The 15,908-nt window shown below is 44.7% G+C and carries 17 protein-coding genes, 4 tRNA genes and 2 pseudogenes; 16 read left to right on the top strand and 7 right to left on the bottom strand.

Going from position 1 to position 15,908, the window contains the following annotated elements:
• Positions 1–4: 4 nt before the first annotated feature.
• Positions 5–1,300, bottom strand: coding sequence for an esterase (locus JEU20_RS12565; RefSeq protein ID WP_198246498.1), 1,296 nt, complete (start codon positions 1,298–1,300; stop codon positions 5–7).
• A gap of 112 nt (positions 1,301–1,412) precedes the next feature.
• Between JEU20_RS12565 and JEU20_RS12560 the strand changes: the two genes are divergently transcribed.
• Positions 1,413–1,778: a DUF6164 family protein gene (locus JEU20_RS12560; protein ID WP_198246497.1), complete on the top strand. Its 366-nt coding sequence runs from the start codon at positions 1,413–1,415 to the stop codon at positions 1,776–1,778.
• Positions 1,775–2,155 (top strand): annotated as a pseudogene (locus tag JEU20_RS12555) (VanZ family protein). The gene JEU20_RS12560 and the pseudogene JEU20_RS12555 overlap by 4 nt, the downstream one beginning before the upstream one ends.
• Here JEU20_RS12555 and recJ read toward each other — a convergent pair.
• The 4 genes and pseudogenes from recJ to JEU20_RS12535 all read right to left on the bottom strand — a co-directional run bounded on the left by recJ (position 2,152) and on the right by JEU20_RS12535 (position 7,406).
• Positions 2,152–3,897, bottom strand: coding sequence for a single-stranded-DNA-specific exonuclease RecJ (gene recJ / locus JEU20_RS12550; RefSeq protein ID WP_198246496.1), 1,746 nt, complete (start codon positions 3,895–3,897; stop codon positions 2,152–2,154). The pseudogene JEU20_RS12555 and the gene recJ overlap by 4 nt on opposite strands.
• Before the next feature lie 199 nt (positions 3,898–4,096).
• Positions 4,097–4,844 (bottom strand): annotated as a pseudogene (locus JEU20_RS12545) (IS5 family transposase).
• Positions 4,845–5,265: 421 nt separating this feature from the next.
• Entirely contained in the window at positions 5,266–6,153 is an 888-nt protein-coding gene (gene rsgA, locus JEU20_RS12540) for a ribosome small subunit-dependent GTPase A (RefSeq protein WP_198246495.1), read from the bottom strand.
• Entirely contained in the window at positions 6,153–7,406 is a 1,254-nt protein-coding gene (locus JEU20_RS12535) for a M48 family metallopeptidase (protein WP_198246494.1), read from the bottom strand. Before JEU20_RS12535 ends, rsgA begins: the two co-directional genes overlap by 1 nt.
• An 83-nt stretch (positions 7,407–7,489) precedes the next feature.
• Between JEU20_RS12535 and orn the strand changes: the two genes are divergently transcribed.
• From orn to serS, 4 genes are read left to right on the top strand one after another with little or no spacing between them, the layout of a single operon-like run.
• On the top strand, positions 7,490–8,035 hold the full coding sequence (orn, locus tag JEU20_RS12530; RefSeq protein ID WP_198246493.1) for an oligoribonuclease: 546 nt from the start codon (positions 7,490–7,492) through the stop codon (positions 8,033–8,035).
• Between the two features lie 2 nt (positions 8,036–8,037).
• On the top strand, positions 8,038–8,745 hold the full coding sequence (gene crcB, locus JEU20_RS12525; protein ID WP_198246492.1) for a fluoride efflux transporter CrcB: 708 nt from the start codon (positions 8,038–8,040) through the stop codon (positions 8,743–8,745).
• A complete protein-coding gene (locus tag JEU20_RS12520; protein ID WP_198246491.1) occupies positions 8,742–9,047 on the top strand; it encodes a DUF190 domain-containing protein in 306 nt (101 codons plus the stop codon). The genes crcB and JEU20_RS12520 overlap by 4 nt, the downstream gene beginning before the upstream one ends.
• A gap of 30 nt (positions 9,048–9,077) precedes the next feature.
• Positions 9,078–10,349 carry a serine--tRNA ligase gene (serS, locus tag JEU20_RS12515; RefSeq protein WP_198246490.1) on the top strand — a complete coding sequence of 424 codons (1,272 nt, stop codon included), beginning with the start codon at positions 9,078–9,080 and terminating at the stop codon, positions 10,347–10,349.
• Positions 10,350–10,461: 112 nt separating this feature from the next.
• Here serS and JEU20_RS12510 read toward each other — a convergent pair.
• Positions 10,462–10,537 (bottom strand) — tRNA-Lys (locus JEU20_RS12510).
• A 191-nt stretch (positions 10,538–10,728) separates the two neighbouring features.
• On the opposite strand from JEU20_RS12510, the gene JEU20_RS12505 reads away from it, so the two are divergent.
• From JEU20_RS12505 to JEU20_RS12465, 9 genes are all read left to right on the top strand, one after another.
• A complete protein-coding gene (locus JEU20_RS12505; RefSeq protein ID WP_198244898.1) occupies positions 10,729–11,478 on the top strand; it encodes an IS5 family transposase in 750 nt (249 codons plus the stop codon).
• A 131-nt stretch (positions 11,479–11,609) separates the two neighbouring features.
• Positions 11,610–12,173 (top strand): hypothetical protein, encoded by a 564-nt coding sequence (locus JEU20_RS12500; protein ID WP_198246489.1) that lies wholly within the window; start codon positions 11,610–11,612, stop codon positions 12,171–12,173.
• Positions 12,174–12,222: 49 nt separating this feature from the next.
• A tRNA-Gly gene (locus JEU20_RS12495) sits at positions 12,223–12,298 on the top strand.
• Between the two features lie 48 nt (positions 12,299–12,346).
• Positions 12,347–12,420: transfer RNA gene (locus JEU20_RS12490), tRNA-Cys, on the top strand.
• 11 nt (positions 12,421–12,431) lie between these two features.
• Positions 12,432–12,507, top strand: a tRNA-Gly gene (locus JEU20_RS12485).
• A 14-nt stretch (positions 12,508–12,521) separates the two neighbouring features.
• Positions 12,522–13,313: a bifunctional hydroxymethylpyrimidine kinase/phosphomethylpyrimidine kinase gene (thiD, locus tag JEU20_RS12480; RefSeq protein ID WP_198246488.1), complete on the top strand. Its 792-nt coding sequence runs from the start codon at positions 12,522–12,524 to the stop codon at positions 13,311–13,313.
• Positions 13,310–13,939, top strand: a complete 630-nt coding sequence (thiE, locus tag JEU20_RS12475; protein WP_198246487.1) for a thiamine phosphate synthase — start codon at positions 13,310–13,312, stop codon at positions 13,937–13,939. Before thiD ends, thiE begins: the two co-directional genes overlap by 4 nt.
• Positions 13,940–14,015: 76 nt before the next feature.
• A complete protein-coding gene (locus JEU20_RS12470; RefSeq protein WP_245395252.1) occupies positions 14,016–14,651 on the top strand; it encodes a glutathione S-transferase N-terminal domain-containing protein in 636 nt (211 codons plus the stop codon).
• On the top strand, positions 14,648–15,031 hold the full coding sequence (locus JEU20_RS12465; protein ID WP_198246486.1) for a ClpXP protease specificity-enhancing factor: 384 nt from the start codon (positions 14,648–14,650) through the stop codon (positions 15,029–15,031). Before JEU20_RS12470 ends, JEU20_RS12465 begins: the two co-directional genes overlap by 4 nt.
• Before the next feature lie 7 nt (positions 15,032–15,038).
• Here the strand turns inward: JEU20_RS12465 and JEU20_RS12460 are convergent, their stop codons facing one another.
• Positions 15,039–15,368: a DUF1820 family protein gene (locus JEU20_RS12460; RefSeq protein ID WP_198246485.1), complete on the bottom strand. Its 330-nt coding sequence runs from the start codon at positions 15,366–15,368 to the stop codon at positions 15,039–15,041.
• A gap of 55 nt (positions 15,369–15,423) precedes the next feature.
• On the opposite strand from JEU20_RS12460, the gene JEU20_RS12455 reads away from it, so the two are divergent.
• The gene (locus tag JEU20_RS12455) at positions 15,424–15,864 is read left to right on the top strand and encodes a YtoQ family protein (RefSeq protein ID WP_198246484.1); all 441 of its coding nucleotides are present in this window, start codon (positions 15,424–15,426) and stop codon (positions 15,862–15,864) included.
• The last annotated feature ends 44 nt before the right edge of the window (positions 15,865–15,908 follow it).

The following is a 15,908-nucleotide window of genomic DNA, read 5'->3' as shown; positions in this document are numbered from 1 at the left end:
GTTTTTATCTTTTATTCGTTAACTTGCCACGTTTATCTTGTGTTGAATAAACAATCAAAGCCTGTACAAAACTTAACAATTCTTCTGAAAAAATATCATTATGGCCATCCATAATATCTGAACTGACGCGAATATTCAGATAGGGATTATACTGTGATGTGCGCCCTAAGTGGGTTAATCGCAGATTCCCCATCACTCGGCTTTGCCCTTCTTCTGGACGCTGCCATTCAATCACATTATCTTTATTCAATGTAAGCACCGTATTATCCAATGTCAATTCATGAGTTAGTAATGGTGCAAAATGCCCTACCGCCGTTCTGTCGGCTTCACCCTCATCCAAAATCAACTTCCGCCGCCCCTGACAAGCTTCACGGGTTAACGTGTTATGTGTTTCCCAAAAAGTAGCGACCGCTTGACCTGCCCAAAACGCATATTTCGTGGCATAGTCAGTTTCTGATGTCAAAATAGCCAGACGAGGTGTTCGGCTATCGAGATAACTACAACGTGATTGTGCCAAATCATACAGTGGCGCAAATTGTAATGATTCAAAAGCTGGATTTAGCAACACTACCAAATCTCCAAAACCCTGCACCTGTCCGGAATAACTTTTACCCGGATGACTGTCAATAAAGCGATTGGCTAGAATCTGCGAGAGTGCATTATAAACAACCGCCCCGCCAAAACTGTGGCCGATAATAACGAGTCGACTTTTTTCCGCTGTCGATTGCGCTTCTTTGACATGCACCACTTGTTCGAGTTTGAGTAACAACTCTGTAACACCTAAATAACCGACATCCTGAGCCGTATTTTTTCTATCCCAGAATGTCAGGTATTTTATGCCAGGAAATTCAATAGACTCACCCCGCCAGCCCACATATACGCCAAAAACCTGACGTGGTTTATGTTGCCAGTTATGGCTTTGGCGAGATTCAATAGCACTGAGTTTTTGCAGGATGCCTTTAAAGCCTTCGATATTGGAATCACCAGGTTTAGCGTTATGATGCCAACCGTGCACAAAAACATTAATCAATACATCATGATCTGAGGACACTTTATACAGTTGATCTAAAACGGCTTGCAACTGCGCTCTGTCCCGCAATTGCCCCTGGTCATCGACTTCTACAAACCCTAACCAGTAGTCAGCAGGTGCCTTACCAATCTTTTGTACAGCATGAGATGCGCAATCCTCTGAAACGGTGACAGAACAGGAAGCATAGTTGGCTCGATAGATTTGATCTGATGCGCACCCTGTCAACAGTAAAAAACCAATAACTAACGTAAACAATCGCCTCTGTTTCATGTCGCATCTCCCCAAAAATATCATCTCAGCCACCAAACGATCGCTGAACATCTTTACAATGTACGCATTATTGCTTCATCATAACAGCGTTTTGTTATTGCTATAAATCACAATGTCTGAATTTTTATTTTCCCTGCGCGGTGTTCCTGAAGATGAAGCCGAACAAGTTCGCGCACTGTTGACCGAGCATAAGATTGATTTTTATGAAACCGATGCTGGAAACTGGGGTATTTCCATGCCGGCGTTATGGGTTCGGGATAAGGCAAGCTACCAACAAGCTCGCCTGTTATTGGATCATTATCAACAACAGCGTTTTATAGAACAGCGTGCCCTATACAACCAACAAAAACAACACGGCCGTCAACGCACCCTGTGGCAGGTTTTTTGGGAGCGCCCGGTAACATTTGTACTTTCAGTCGGCTTTATTGGCCTTATTATTTATCTGTCTATTCGTTTGCTACAGGATTTTGGCTTATGAAACCCGCTTATCGTGATTTTCTCGCCCTGCTCGTTTACTGCGGCTTTATTTTTTATTTATCATCACGTAGCAGTTTGCCGACACCGATGCTGTTTCCACATCAGGATAAATTCATCCATACCGGCGCTTATTTTGTCATGGGTGTCCTAACCTGGCGCTGGCTACGCCACCTGACTGCATCGGGGCTATTGAAAACCTGTGGTACGCTATTATTTTGCAGCGTATATGGCATCAGTGATGAATGACATCAATCTTTCGTACCAGGACGGGATGCAGATGCAGTCGATTGGGCCGCCGATACCTTTGGCGGCCTTTTGGCCGCGTATGTCTGTTTTTATCTTGAACGTTGGTCGCGCTTTAAAAAACGTCCGCTTTAACTGATTTTTTCAGCATAGTGCAGCATAAGCTGTAAATTCCGATTGCCACGAAATTCATTGATGTCGAGTTTGTAAACTGCCTGAATCTGCCGTGTGCCCAACCAGCTTTCCGGTTTTTCTACAAAAAAAGCGATAGCATCTAGCAGTAATTCTTCGCCTATCAGCTTCAATACAAACTTAAGATGTTGTTGCCCCACAATACGACATTGAATCACCTCAAACTGACCATGAAAAACCGGCTCTGGAAAACCTTGACCCCAAGTTGCCGCTTTTTGTAATTGTTCAGCAAAAGACAGAGTCAAATAATCTTGTTTCAATTCACCATCTGAGTAGACTTTCTGCTCCAAGTCAATATCCACCAATTTTTCTGTCACAATTTCATCAAACGCCAATGCAAAAGGTGGATAATCATGCATTTCAAGCGTCAAGCCAGCTGCCATGGCATGACCACCAAAGCGTTTTAAAATATCGGGGTGACGAATCGCAACTTCACACAATACATCGCGAATATGAAGCCCTTCAATGGAACGCGCAGAACCTTTAATTTGACCATTATCAGCGGGTGCAAAGGCAATAACCGGACGATGCAAACGGTCTTTAATGCGTGAGGCCAGTATGCCAATCACACCCTGATGCCAATCCGGATTAAACAAACAAACGCCAGCCGGCAAATGGCTCTCATCAAAAGCCTTCATTTCCGCCAATAACTGCATGGCTTTATGTTTCATTTGGGCTTCAATTTCTTTACGCTCCTGATTCAGTGTATCCAGTTGCCGGGCGACATCTCGCGCAACCTCAGCATCATCGGTTAAAAAGCACTGAATGCCTAGAGACATATCATCCATGCGCCCGGCGGCATTCAACCTCGGGCCGATGGCAAAGCCCAGGTCTGAAGCCTGCATCCGTTCAAGTTGTCGGCCCGCAATTTCGATAATTGCCTTAATACCCGCATGACACTGCCCTGATCGAATCCGCTGCAAGCCTTGATGAACCAGAATACGATTTACCTCATCTAAAACCACTACATCGGCCACCGTCCCCAGCGCTACAAAATCCAGGAGCTGAGCTAGATTAGGTTCGGCTAAATTGTGACGCTTGAACCAATCTTGTTCACGTAAATAGCGCCGCAAAGCCATCAACACATAAAAAATAACGCCGACCCCGGCAATATGAGTGCTGGGGAAACGATCATCGGGTAAATTAGGATTAACAATAGCGGCCGCCTCGGGCAGCGTTTCGCCGGGCAAATGGTGATCGGTCACCAACACTTGAATGCCCGCCGCATTAGCGGCAGCCACGCCCTCTAAGCTGGCAATACCATTATCCACCGTAATGATGACATCAGCCTGTTGCTGTTTGACTAACTCTACAATTTCAGGAGTCAAACCATACCCATATTCAAAACGATTAGGCACAATAAACGACACATTTTCAGCACCAAGTAATTGCAAACCCCGCATGGCCACCGCACAACTGGTCGCGCCATCGGCATCAAAATCGGCGACAATACAGATTTTCTGCTGTTGTTCTAATGCCTGGTGTAAATGTTTGACCATTGCCCTCATACCGGACAATAACTCCGGCGACGGCAAGCGTGCCAGAGAACGATCCAATTGCGTTGGCCTGTCGATTCCCCGGCTGGCGAAAATACGCGCTAACACCGGATCCATATCGGTTTGTGGCAACCTAGAGGGTTGAATAGGACGTGGAATGATATTTTTTTTAACGCCTTGCAGAAACATGGCTCTCCAGCAAAATGAATGGTAATGTTATTTTATACTGTTCAGAAATAAGAACTTAAATTGTTTACCTTTCCGCCGCATTTGCCGATGTTTTACAGAACCGGTTGCATGGTTCTCTTTACGCGTCCAGGCTTGAATGCAATAATAGGAAAAAACATTGACAAAAAATAACACACTTAATCTAGGGGCTGTTGCCATTTCACATAGGTAACCATAAAAAGGCGCAAGCCAGAGCGATAGAGCCTTCAAAATTTCGTTTGAGTTTGTCATATCGCGTGGCGATCGCTCTGAAATGCTTAAGTCTTGCAAACACATTTTCAACGAGATGGCGATATTTGTAGAGACACCAATCCATTTCATCATTTCCCCGAGTTGAATTCTTTTTCTTGGGATAACAGGAACAGCCCCTTTGTCTTTAATTTGAAGACGTAATGCTTCACTGTCATAGCCTCTGTCAGCAACTATATAGTCACCTTTTGGGAGCTCTGCAACTAATTTCGGTGCTTCTTTACAGTCATGAACTTCGCCGCCTGTCACTGAGAAATGAATAGGAAGACCACAGGCATCAACGGCCATATGAATTTTACTGGTGTTCCCGGCGACAGATTTCCCTATCGCTGTTTCTTGTTCACAGGCCGCACCACTACTATGCTGATGTGCTTTCACAATACTCCCATCAATAAATTCCCATTCCAGGTCTGGATCAACAACCAAGGCGTTAAAAATACCCATCAGTTTTTCTTTACGAGACCAGTCATTGAATCGTTTATATACCGCATTCCAATTACCAAAAGCCGTGGGTAAATCTCTCCAGGGACAACCTACTCGCAAGCGATAAAAATACCTTCGACTGTTTTTCGAAGACAAGGTTTGTCATAAATTCCCATTTTCAACATAATTATCTTCAGTTTCTCCCAAAGTTCATCCGTAAGCATTTGTCGGGGCATAGTTTGCTTGTTTTTGAGTCAAAATAAACAATCTATGTGGCGGAGTTATTGAATTTCAAGGGGGATTTTCAAAACGGCAACAGCCCCTAGCAACATTCCCTATGAATAAAATTATTCCGGTTATTGTCGAATATCTCATTAATCGCTCCTCAACGGTAATTGATAAATATAAATTTTAATGTGAATTAAGAGCTAAATTGTGGCACAACAAATCAATGGCTTAGCGTGATGCAAACTCTATGCTCCTCAAGCAAAAAATATAAGTCATTGATTTTATTTTATATGAGGTTTTCAGCTCTTAATTCGCATTTTAATTCTAGTCTATATTTTTCAGAACAGATACTATGCCTGGATTTTATTGAACATTTCAAAATACGCTCATATCCTCATGCCTTACATGTAATCCCGTAAAAGACACATTTTAAAGCATTACAGGCATCTTTTCGCGCAACTTCAAAAAACGTTGATAGCGTTCGCTTGAAATTTCACCTTGTTCGACAGCGCGTTTGATGGCACAGCCTTTATCTTGCAGATGGCGACAATTATGAAAACGACAGTGCTCAATCAGCGGTTGGAATTCACGAAATCCCCAGGCTAATTCGGACTCAGTCAAGCCTGCCAGACCGAAAATCGCCACACCGGGACTGTCGATCAAATCCCCACCTTCGGGCAGATGATATAAGGTCGCTGCCGTGGTGGTATGGCGGCCGTGTTTTGTGGTCGCAGAAATTGAATTTATTTTGAGGTTCTTATCGGGGATCAATCGGTTGGTCAATGATGACTTGCCGACACCAGATTGGCCGGCGAACAGACTGACATGCCCTTTCAAATCCCGCTTCAAATCATCCAATCCGATGTTTTCTACTGCACTGACCTTATACAAGGGGTACCCCAGCGTTTGATAAACAGCAAGCTTCGGTTGCAAGACTTCACTACCAGGCAAATCCGTTTTGTTCAGTAACAGACGGGCTTCGATGTTACGGTTTTCACACAGAGCTAAATATTGATCAATCAATAAAAAATCACAGCGCGGCTCCGGCGCAAATACGACATAAATATGATCGATGTTAGCGGCAACCGGCCGTATCTTGTTATTTCGGGCCGGTCGGATCAACACCGACCGGCGAGGGAGGATTTCATCAATCCGCCCCTGTCCCGAAGCGACCTGCTCAAACACTACCCGGTCACCGACAGCCACTGTTTCCAACTTTCGGCGGGGCTGACATAACAAGATTTCACCGCTAACAGTTTCAACCGCAATACCTTTGCCTAGGTGTGAAACAACCAAGCCTTCTTGTTTTTCTGCCATTAACCCTGTCGCATTTTTTCTTCAATATGGGAAATACGAATAGCAGCCGGCGGATGACTGTAATGAAACGCGGAATAAAGTGGATCAGGCGTTAGAGTGCTGGCATTTTCTTCATACAGTTTGACCAGGCCACTGATCATTTTATCGCCTCGTGCATTTTCTACGGCAAAATCGTCGGCTTCAAACTCAAATTTACGTTGGAACCAAGCACTAATCGGCTGAATAAATGGCGTGAACACCGGCGTCACGAGCATGAACAAAACTAGAGCCACAGCATTCGATTTAACGTCAGTCACACCGAGGCCGGTAAAAAACCAGTCCTGTTGAATCAGCCAGCCTAAAATTGCAAAGCTGATCAGCGTCATGATAGAAGATGAAATCAACATTTTAATCACATGTTTGCGTTTAAAATGGCCCAATTCATGCGCTAGAACGGCTTCCAGTTCTTCTTCATCCAGCGAATTGATCAGAGTATCGTAGAACACAATACGCTTGTTATTACCAAGTCCGGTAAAATAGGCATTGCCGTGACCAGACCGGCGCGACCCATCCATGATAAAAATACCATTACTGCTAAAGCCACAACGCTCCAGCAAAGCCTGAATCCGGCGCTTGAGCGAGCTGTCTTCCATCGGCGTGAATTTATTGAACAACGGTGCAATCACCGTTGGAAACAACCAGCTCATCAATAAGGAAAAACTGATTAAAATAGCCCAGGCGTACAGCCACCAAAGTTCGCCAATACTATCCATAACCCATAAAATCAAAGCTAATATTGGCATACCGATACCCAACACCAGAGCGATGGAAATCAACTGGTCTTTAATGAACTGCGCCGGTGTGTTTTTATTGAAGCCATATTTTTCTTCAATTACAAAGGTTTGATACCAACTAGTCGGCAACTCCACCAGCGTCATGATCAAAAACAGACTGGCGACGGATGCCAAATCCGCTGTCATTGGTGACAAACCCTGGCCATGCCAGAAACTGAAAATCGCATTGATGCCGCCACCTAAGGTTAGCACCAACAACATCAACAAACTGATAATATGGTCAATGGTGCCCAGTTTTCCTTTTTCGACTGTATAATCAGCCGCTTTTTGATGTGCTTGTAGAGAAACCCGATTTTTAAACGCTTCAGGAACCTGGTCACGATGTGCCGAAACATAGTTTTTCTGGCGCCAATCCAACCAGAATTGAATCGCGGTTGAAATCGCTAAAGCAATCAGAAAAATAAGGCTAAATGTCTGCATAATGTTTAAATAAAAATGGAAATGGCTATACAGATTATCCAATGCTACAATTTACCGCAACTTTTTAACTGTTACGGATAAACATGTCTGCCGATTCTGAAAATCTCATCTGGATTGACCTGGAAATGACCGGCCTCGATCCAGACAAGGATCAAATCATTGAAATTGCCACAATCATCACCGATAAAAACCTGAATATCCTAGCCGAAGGGCCGGTTCTGGCGATTCATCAATCAGATGAAACCATAGCGGCAATGGATGACTGGAATCAAAAACATCATGGCCAATCCGGCCTGATTGATCGAATTAAAGCTTCCAGCCTCGATGAAGCTGAAGCCGAACGACAAACCCTAGAGTTTTTAAAACAATGGGTGCCAGCCAATAAATCACCGATGTGCGGCAACAGTATTTGCCAGGACAGACGTTTTTTGTATCGCAGTATGCCCACTTTGGAGCAATACTTCCATTATCGTAACCTGGATGTATCCACTCTGAAGGAGCTGGCATCGCGCTGGGCACCAGATATAATGAAGGGGTTCAAAAAGAAATCGGCGCACAAAGCGCTCGATGACATTCAAGAATCGATTGACGAAATGAAATATTACCGCGAGCATTTCATAAAATACTGACGATGAATCATTTATTGGCAGTTGCAATGGGTGGCGCATTAGGTGCCGTACTGCGTTTTTTGGTGTCCAACGGTGTCTATCATTGGCTGGGACGCAGTTTTCCATTTGGTACCCTGGCCGTCAATATTCTAGGCTCTTTTCTGATTGGACTGATGACGGAAGCCTTAATCGTACAACGTGTTGCTATTTCCACTGAATACCGTGCAGCAATTCTGATTGGAGTGTTTGGTTCTTTTACTACCTTTTCCACCTTTTCTCTGGAAACCGTCTTCTTGCTGGAACAAGGCAATTTCGCTAAAGCCGGGTACAATATCCTGCTCAGCGTTGGTACCTGCCTGCTGGCGGTCTGGATCGGTTTGTTACTTGGCCGTACGCTGTTCAATTATTCTGGCGGCATCATTCATTGGAATGGCGGTATAGTGCCTTTTGCCTTGATGATCGTTAATGCGGTGGGGGCATTTTTGCTCGGCATTATCAGTGCGCTGTTACTGGCTAAGGTCAACATGGCTTTGGAACATCGCGCGGCTATTATTGTTGTGATGACAGGATTATATCTGACCTTTTCCACCCTCTATGTACTGTTGTATCTGATTGAAAGCGGCCATAGCTTCGACACACATTTAACTGTCATACTCACTGTCTTTGTGTCTAACCTGCTGATTTCAGGCACTATGTTATGGTTAGGAATGCTCACTGGAAAACAACTATGAAAAGAACGGTCACCTGCGCGCGTATTTTTACCTTAGAAGGTCACGACCACCTAGATCAAATCCTGCAAATTTTGCGTGACGAGGAAAACATTGTGGGCGTAACGGTCAGCCGGGGCATTGCCGGCTACGGTGACTCACGCGAAGTGCATAGCGCCAACCTGTTGACCTTATCTCTGGAATTGCCGCTGGTCATCGATTTTTATGATGAAACTGAAAAGGTTTTGCATGCCATTGACGAGTTACAACAACGATTGAATCTTGACCACATCATCAGTTGGCCAGCCACATTGCATTTTCGCTAATTTTATTGACGTTTATCTTAGGAAACATCTATGCTTGATCCTCGATTACTCAGGACTGAACTCGATTTTGTCGTACAACAACTGACCCGTCGTGGTATTCGCTTCGATCGCGAACACTATCTTGCGCTGGAGTCGAAACGCAAAGCGATTCAGGTGACCACGCAGGAATTACAAAATACGCGTAACAGCCGCTCAAAAGCCATCGGCCAAGCTAAGGCACGGGGTGAAGATATCCAACCCCTACTCAATGAAGTGGAAAACCTCGGCGATGCCTTAAAACAGGCTGAAACCGAATTAAACCAGATTCAGGCCGAAATCAACGCCATGCTTGAGGCTCTTCCTAACATACTGGATGAAACCGTACCGGCGGGTAAATCGGAAGACGATAATACGGAAATCAGTCGCTGGGGAGAGATTCCCACATTTGATTTTGAGCCTAAGGATCATGTCGATCTAGGTGAAAGCAAAGGCATGGATTTTGAATTGGGCGCAAAAATCGCTAGCGCGCGTTTTGTGGTTTTAAAAGGCCCGCTTGCCAGCCTGCAACGCGCCATTATTCAGCTTATGCTGAATACCCATATCAACGAGCATGGCTATCAGGAAACTTATGTTCCGTTATTGGCTAATGCCGACAGCCTGTATGGAACAGGACAATTACCCAAGTTTGAAGAAGACTTATTTAAAGTCGAACACGACCCAACTTTCTATCTGATTCCAACGGCTGAAGTCCCGGTCACTAATATTGTGCGTAATGTCATTATTAATAATGAAGACATGCCACTGAAATTCGTTGCCCACACCCCTTGCTTCCGTAGCGAAGCTGGTGCTTATGGGCGCGACGTTCGCGGCATGATTCGTCAGCATCAGTTTGAAAAAGTTGAGTTGGTACAAATCGTACGCCCTGAAGACTCCGCGCAAGCCCATGAAGAACTGACCCAGCATGCGGAAAACATTCTGCAAAAACTAAAACTACCCTACCGCAAAGTTCTACTTTGTGCTGGAGATACCGGATTTTCATCCACTAAAACCTACGATCTTGAGGTTTGGTTACCCGGACAAGGTAAATATCGCGAAATTTCGTCCTGCAGTAATTTCAAAGACTTTCAGGCACGCCGCATGAAAGCGCGCTGGCGCAATCCAGAAACCGGCAAGCCCGAACTGGTGCATACACTGAATGGATCTGGCCTGGCCGCTGGACGCACCTTGATTGCTGTGATGGAAAATTATCAAAATGCCGATGGCAGCATTACCATTCCCGAAGCCCTCAGACCTTATATGGGAGGAATGGAAACTATCGGTTAATCCAAACCCAATAAAACGGCGTCACCTACATAATCTAGGGTGACGCTATTTTTTTACCAACAAAATCAACAGACACAAAAAAACCAGCACTAAGCTGGTTTTTTAAAACATATGGTGGGTCGTGAGCGATTCGAACGCTCGACCATCGCATTAAAAGTGCGGTGCTCTACCGGCTGAGCTAACGACCCGACAAAGATTGCTTATTTTAAATCATTTTATAAATTTTGCAATTATTTTTTGCAGCCTATTTTAGATTCCAAACCGCACCATTAAAAATAAAGTATTTATAATAGGGGCTGTTGCCGTTTTGAAAATCCCCCTTGAAATTCAATAACTCCGCCACATAGATTGTTTATTTTGACTCAAAAACAAGCAAACTATGCCGCGACAACTGCTTACGGATGAACTTTGGGAGAAACTGAAGATAATTATGTTGAAAATGGGAATTTATGACAAACCTTGTCTTCGAAAAACAGTCGAAGGTATTTTTTATCGCTTGCGAGTAGGTTGTCCCTGGAGAGATTTACCCACGGCTTTTGGTAATTGGAATGCGGTATATAAACGATTCAATGACTGGTCTCGTAAAGAAAAACTGATGGGTATTTTTAACGCCCTGGTTGTTGACCCAGACCTGGAATGGGAATTTATTGATGGGAGTATTGTGAAAGCACATCAGCATAGTAGTGGTGCGGCCTGTGAACAAGAAACAGCGATAGGGAAATCTGTCGCCGGGAACACCAGTAAAATTCATATGGCCGTTGATGCCTGTGGTCTTCCTATTCATTTCTCAGTGACAGGCGGCGAAGTTCATGACTGTAAAGAAGCACCGAAATTAGTTGCAGAGCTCCCAAAAGGTGACTATATAGTTGCTGACAGAGGCTATGACAGTGAAGCATTACGTCTTCAAATTAAAGACAAAGGGGCTGTTCCTGTTATCCCAAGAAAAAAGAATTCAACTCGGGGAAATGATGAAATGGATTGGTGTCTCTACAAATATCGCCATCTCGTTGAAAATGTGTTTGCAAGACTTAAGCATTTCAGAGCGATCGCCACGCGATATGACAAACTCAAACGAAATTTTGAAGGCTCTATCGCTCTGGCTTGCGCCTTTTTATGGTTACCTATGTGAAATGGCAACAGCCCCTAGTCTCTGTCCTATTTTTCTATAAACCGGACTTGAAATGTTTTTTCATCGTGGTACCTTTAGGAGTCCCACTACACTATAATAACTAAAAGATTTTTTCTAAAGAGGAACACAACATGAGCAATGGTGAAAACGAAAATTTAAACGAATCAGAATCTACATCTGCATCGGAAACATCTCAGGACAACACACAACAAACAGAAGCAACAACTGAAACAACAGCCAAAGCAAGCAATCCTGCTGCTGATACAGCGAGCAATATCGTTGCTAAAATTATGGCGCTTAAAGAATCCAACCCTAAAGTGTTCTTTGGCGGCATTGGCGCTGTTGTTTTGCTCATTGTTATTATTATGTTTAGTTCCGGTTCCAATAAACAACTTCCGACATTCAAGCAAACCCCTATCGTTCTCGGAAATGAATATAAATTAAAGGGGCCAAATGCAACGGCACCTGAAGCCACGATTCGTTTAGTCGCCGTACCGGGTTCAATAGCTGCATTTGATGATTCTGAAGAAGATGATCGTGTTGGCGGATGTAAACATATGCCACAAGGCACACGCGTCAAGGCGTTGCAAACTCAAGCGGCTTACGGAAAGAAAGACGCCTTCGTTCAAGTCGAAATACTAGACGGCGAATGTAAAGGGAAAACAGGATGGACTCTCGGCATTAATCTTAAATAATGTTGACATCCTCAATTTATCCCTTATAATACTCAGGATAAATTGAAACGCGGGAATAGCTCAGCTGGTAGAGCACAACCTTGCCAAGGTTGGGGTCGCGAGTTCGAATCTCGTTTCCCGCTCCAAGATTTACAAGGCCGCGCAACCACCGCGGCTTTTTTATTGAGTTTCCTGGCTGCGTAGCAAAGTGGTTATGCAGTGGCCTGCAAAGCCATCTACACCGGTTCGATTCCGGTCGCAGCCTCCATTCGTATTTAAGCGGGAATAGCTCAGCTGGTAGAGCACAACCTTGCCAAGGTTGGGGTCGCGAGTTCGAATCTCGTTTCCCGCTCCAATCCATACATCATTATGTCAACAGACCTTAAACGCCCTGCTGTTTTATGCTTTTCAGGTCACGACCCTAGCGGTGGCGCAGGCATTCAAGCCGATATTGAAACTATCATCAGCCATCATTGCCATCCATGCAGTATCATTACCGCGCTGACCGAACAAGACACCCATGATGCCAAAGCCGTCTTCCCTCAATCGGCTACAGAATTTATCCGACAAACAGAAACCTTGTTGGCGGATATTGAAATCAGCGCAATCAAAATTGGCCTACTCGGCAGCACAGAAATAGCCATTGCTCTGAGCCATATTCTAAATCAAGTACCGACTATCCCTGTTATTCTCGATCCGGTTTTAGCCGCCGGTGGTGGCAAAGATTTTTCCGAGCCTCAGCTGATTGACGCCATCATCCAGAAACTCATCCCTTTGTCTACTGTAATAACACCAAATAGCCACGAAGCACGCTTGTTGACAAACCTTAATGACTTAAAAAGCTGTGGTGAAAAATTGCAACAACATGGCGCAGAGTTTGTTTTGATCACAGGCGCGCATGAACAAAGCCAAACTGTAGACAACCTTCTGTTTGGTCCCGACGATACGCATGAGGTTTTTCATTGGGAACGACTTGCGGGTGAATATCATGGCTCTGGCTGTACGTTAGCTAGCAGTATCGCTGCACTGATATCCCATAGCCTTGACCCGTTTACCGCGATTTCTGAAGCCCAGGAATACACTTGGAACAGCCTAGCTAAGGCTTATTCAACCGGACACGGACAACTCAACCCCAATCGCCTGTTCTGGACTGAGGAATGAAGCTTCCAAATCAGGGTATTTACGCCATCACTCAAACCGAAAACCGCAGCCACCAGCAGATTCTGGAACAAACAGAAGCGGCATTACGCGGAGGCGTAGCTGTTTTACAATACCGCAACAAATCTTCACTTCCGGCAACTGAGCTAGCACAGGCACTATTTTCTCTATGCCAACATTACCAAATTCCCTTTATCGTTAACGATGATATTGAATTAGCCGCAGCATTAAAAGCCGATGGCGTCCACTTAGGCCAAGACGATGGCGATATCAAACAGGCTAGACAGCGCTTAGGCCCCGATGCCATCATTGGTATTTCCTGTTACAACGACCTCGACAGAGCACTGACTATGACACGCGCCGGCGCGAATTATGTCGCCTTTGGCCGATTTTTCCCATCATCATCAAAACCCCTCGCCCGCCCGGCACATATCCAGACAATACGTCAGGCAAAACAACAGATCGCCGTACCTATCGTCGCCATCGGTGGTATTCTGCCCGAAAATGGCCAACAATTACTAGAAGCCGGTGCTGATTTTTTAGCCATAATCGGTGGTATTTTTAACCACAAAAATCCAGAACAGGCGACACGCGAATATCAAAAATTATTCCACAATCAGACTGCATAGCTCTGCTTCACATATCGATATTCATCCATGCTATAATCCCGATTTCTTTTTTCGTCTGACAAAGAGGATATTATCAGTGGCAAACATTACGACCCGAAAATCTGTAATGACGCTTTTTTCATCGCCAACCTGTGCTTTGAGCCATTGCGCCCGCATCGTATTGCATGAAAAAAAGGTAACCGCCGATATCGAATATTTTGATCCTGCCGAACCCCCTGAAGATCTGCTGGAGCTCAATCCTAACGGGACATCACCGACTTTGATCGATCGCGATCTGGTGCTCTATGATTCTCGCATCATCATGGAATATCTGGACGAACGCTTTCCGCATCCACCTTTACATCAAATGGATCCGGTGTCTCGCGCCAATACCCGCATGATTATTAAACGGATCGACCAGGACTGGTATTCTTTGTTGGATGAAGTCCTAAACTCTGGCGAAAAAAAATCCGCGCGAGCAAAAAAGATGCTACGTGAAAGCTTAATGGCCGCAGCACCCGTTTTCGATGCCGCACCTTACTTCATGAGCGAAGAGTTTTCCTTGACGGACTGCGCATTAGCCCCTTTGCTGTGGCGTTTACATGCGCTCGGTATAGACCTGCCCTCGCTAGGAAAAGGCATTACTGCGTACGCTAACCGTCTGTTTACGCGCAAAGCGTTTCGGGACAGCTTAAGTGATGCAGAAAAAGAAATGGTTCAGGGCAGCAAATGAGTTCATTAAAACCTTATCTGATTCGCGCCATTTATGAGTGGATTCTGGACAACAATCTAACTCCCCATCTATTGATTGACGCCGATCACCCAGACGCCGTATTACCCGATGATTTCATTGAAAACGGCCAAATTGTGCTAAATATCCGTCCTGAAGCGACCGACGCATTGTCATTAGGCAATGAAGACATTCAATTCAACGCCCGCTTTGCCGGTAAAGCGATACACATTATTGTGCCGATTTCTCAGGTTCAGGCCATTTATGCCAAAGAGAATGGCAAAGGCATGATTTTTGATGATGACGATGACGAGACGCCACCACCGGCACCTAAACCCGACAAAAAACCTGCTGGCAAACCACACCTTCGCGTCGTTAAATAGCCATTTATTAATCCTTTTTCGGCCCATACAACGGGGTAACATTTGTTTTACTTGCATCCCCTGTATTGGCCGAAACAATTTTAGGCGTCCCTTGCCGCTTGACCTGGTCGATACGAATTACCTCATGCATCGGAATAAACGACCGACTGACATGTTCAAATTCATGGCGTAATTTATCCTCAGTCGGATCAACCACAATGGCAGACTTTTCCCCAAATAAAAAATCCTCAATAACAATAAAGCCGTACAAGTCACCTTGGAATACGGATTTAGCATACACTTCATAAACCTGATTCTGATTCATGAAAATAATTTTATAAATATGTTTTTCTGCCATTTGTGTCAAATTACCGTTAAAATAAGCGCTATTCTAACATCAACCCGAGAACATAATGAGTTATACAATCTATCTCTCTGGTGAAATTCACACCGACTGGCGCGAAAAGATTCAAAATGGCATTATCGAATACAAACTCGATATCGACGTACTCACACCGATCACTGACCATGATGCCAGCGACAATATTGGCGTCAATATTTTAGGCCCTGAAGACAAACCGTTCTGGAAAGACCATAAGGCCGCCAAAATCAACGCTCTGCGCACCAATAACTATATCAGCCGTGCCGATATTGTCGTGATTCGCTTTGGTGAGCAATACAAACAATGGAATGCTGCATTTGATGCCGGCATCGCAACCGGTTTAGGCATTCCTATTATCACCTTACACGCGCCGAAATTGACCCATCCACTGAAAGAAATTGACGCCGCTGCGATGGCCGTCACCGAAACCCCCGAGCAGGTTGTCGAAATTCTGAAATATATTTCCCAATAATCCGCTTACCTCTTATTCCTATGCGCTTGGCGCAGGACAAAATA

Origin of the sequence: methane-oxidizing endosymbiont of Gigantopelta aegis (genome assembly GCF_016097405.1) — a bacterium.
Taxonomy (GTDB): domain Bacteria; phylum Pseudomonadota; class Gammaproteobacteria; order Methylococcales; family Methylomonadaceae; genus Methylomarinum.
Note: the sequence above shows the minus strand (reverse complement) of the source record. Positions and strands in the feature narration are given on the sequence as shown.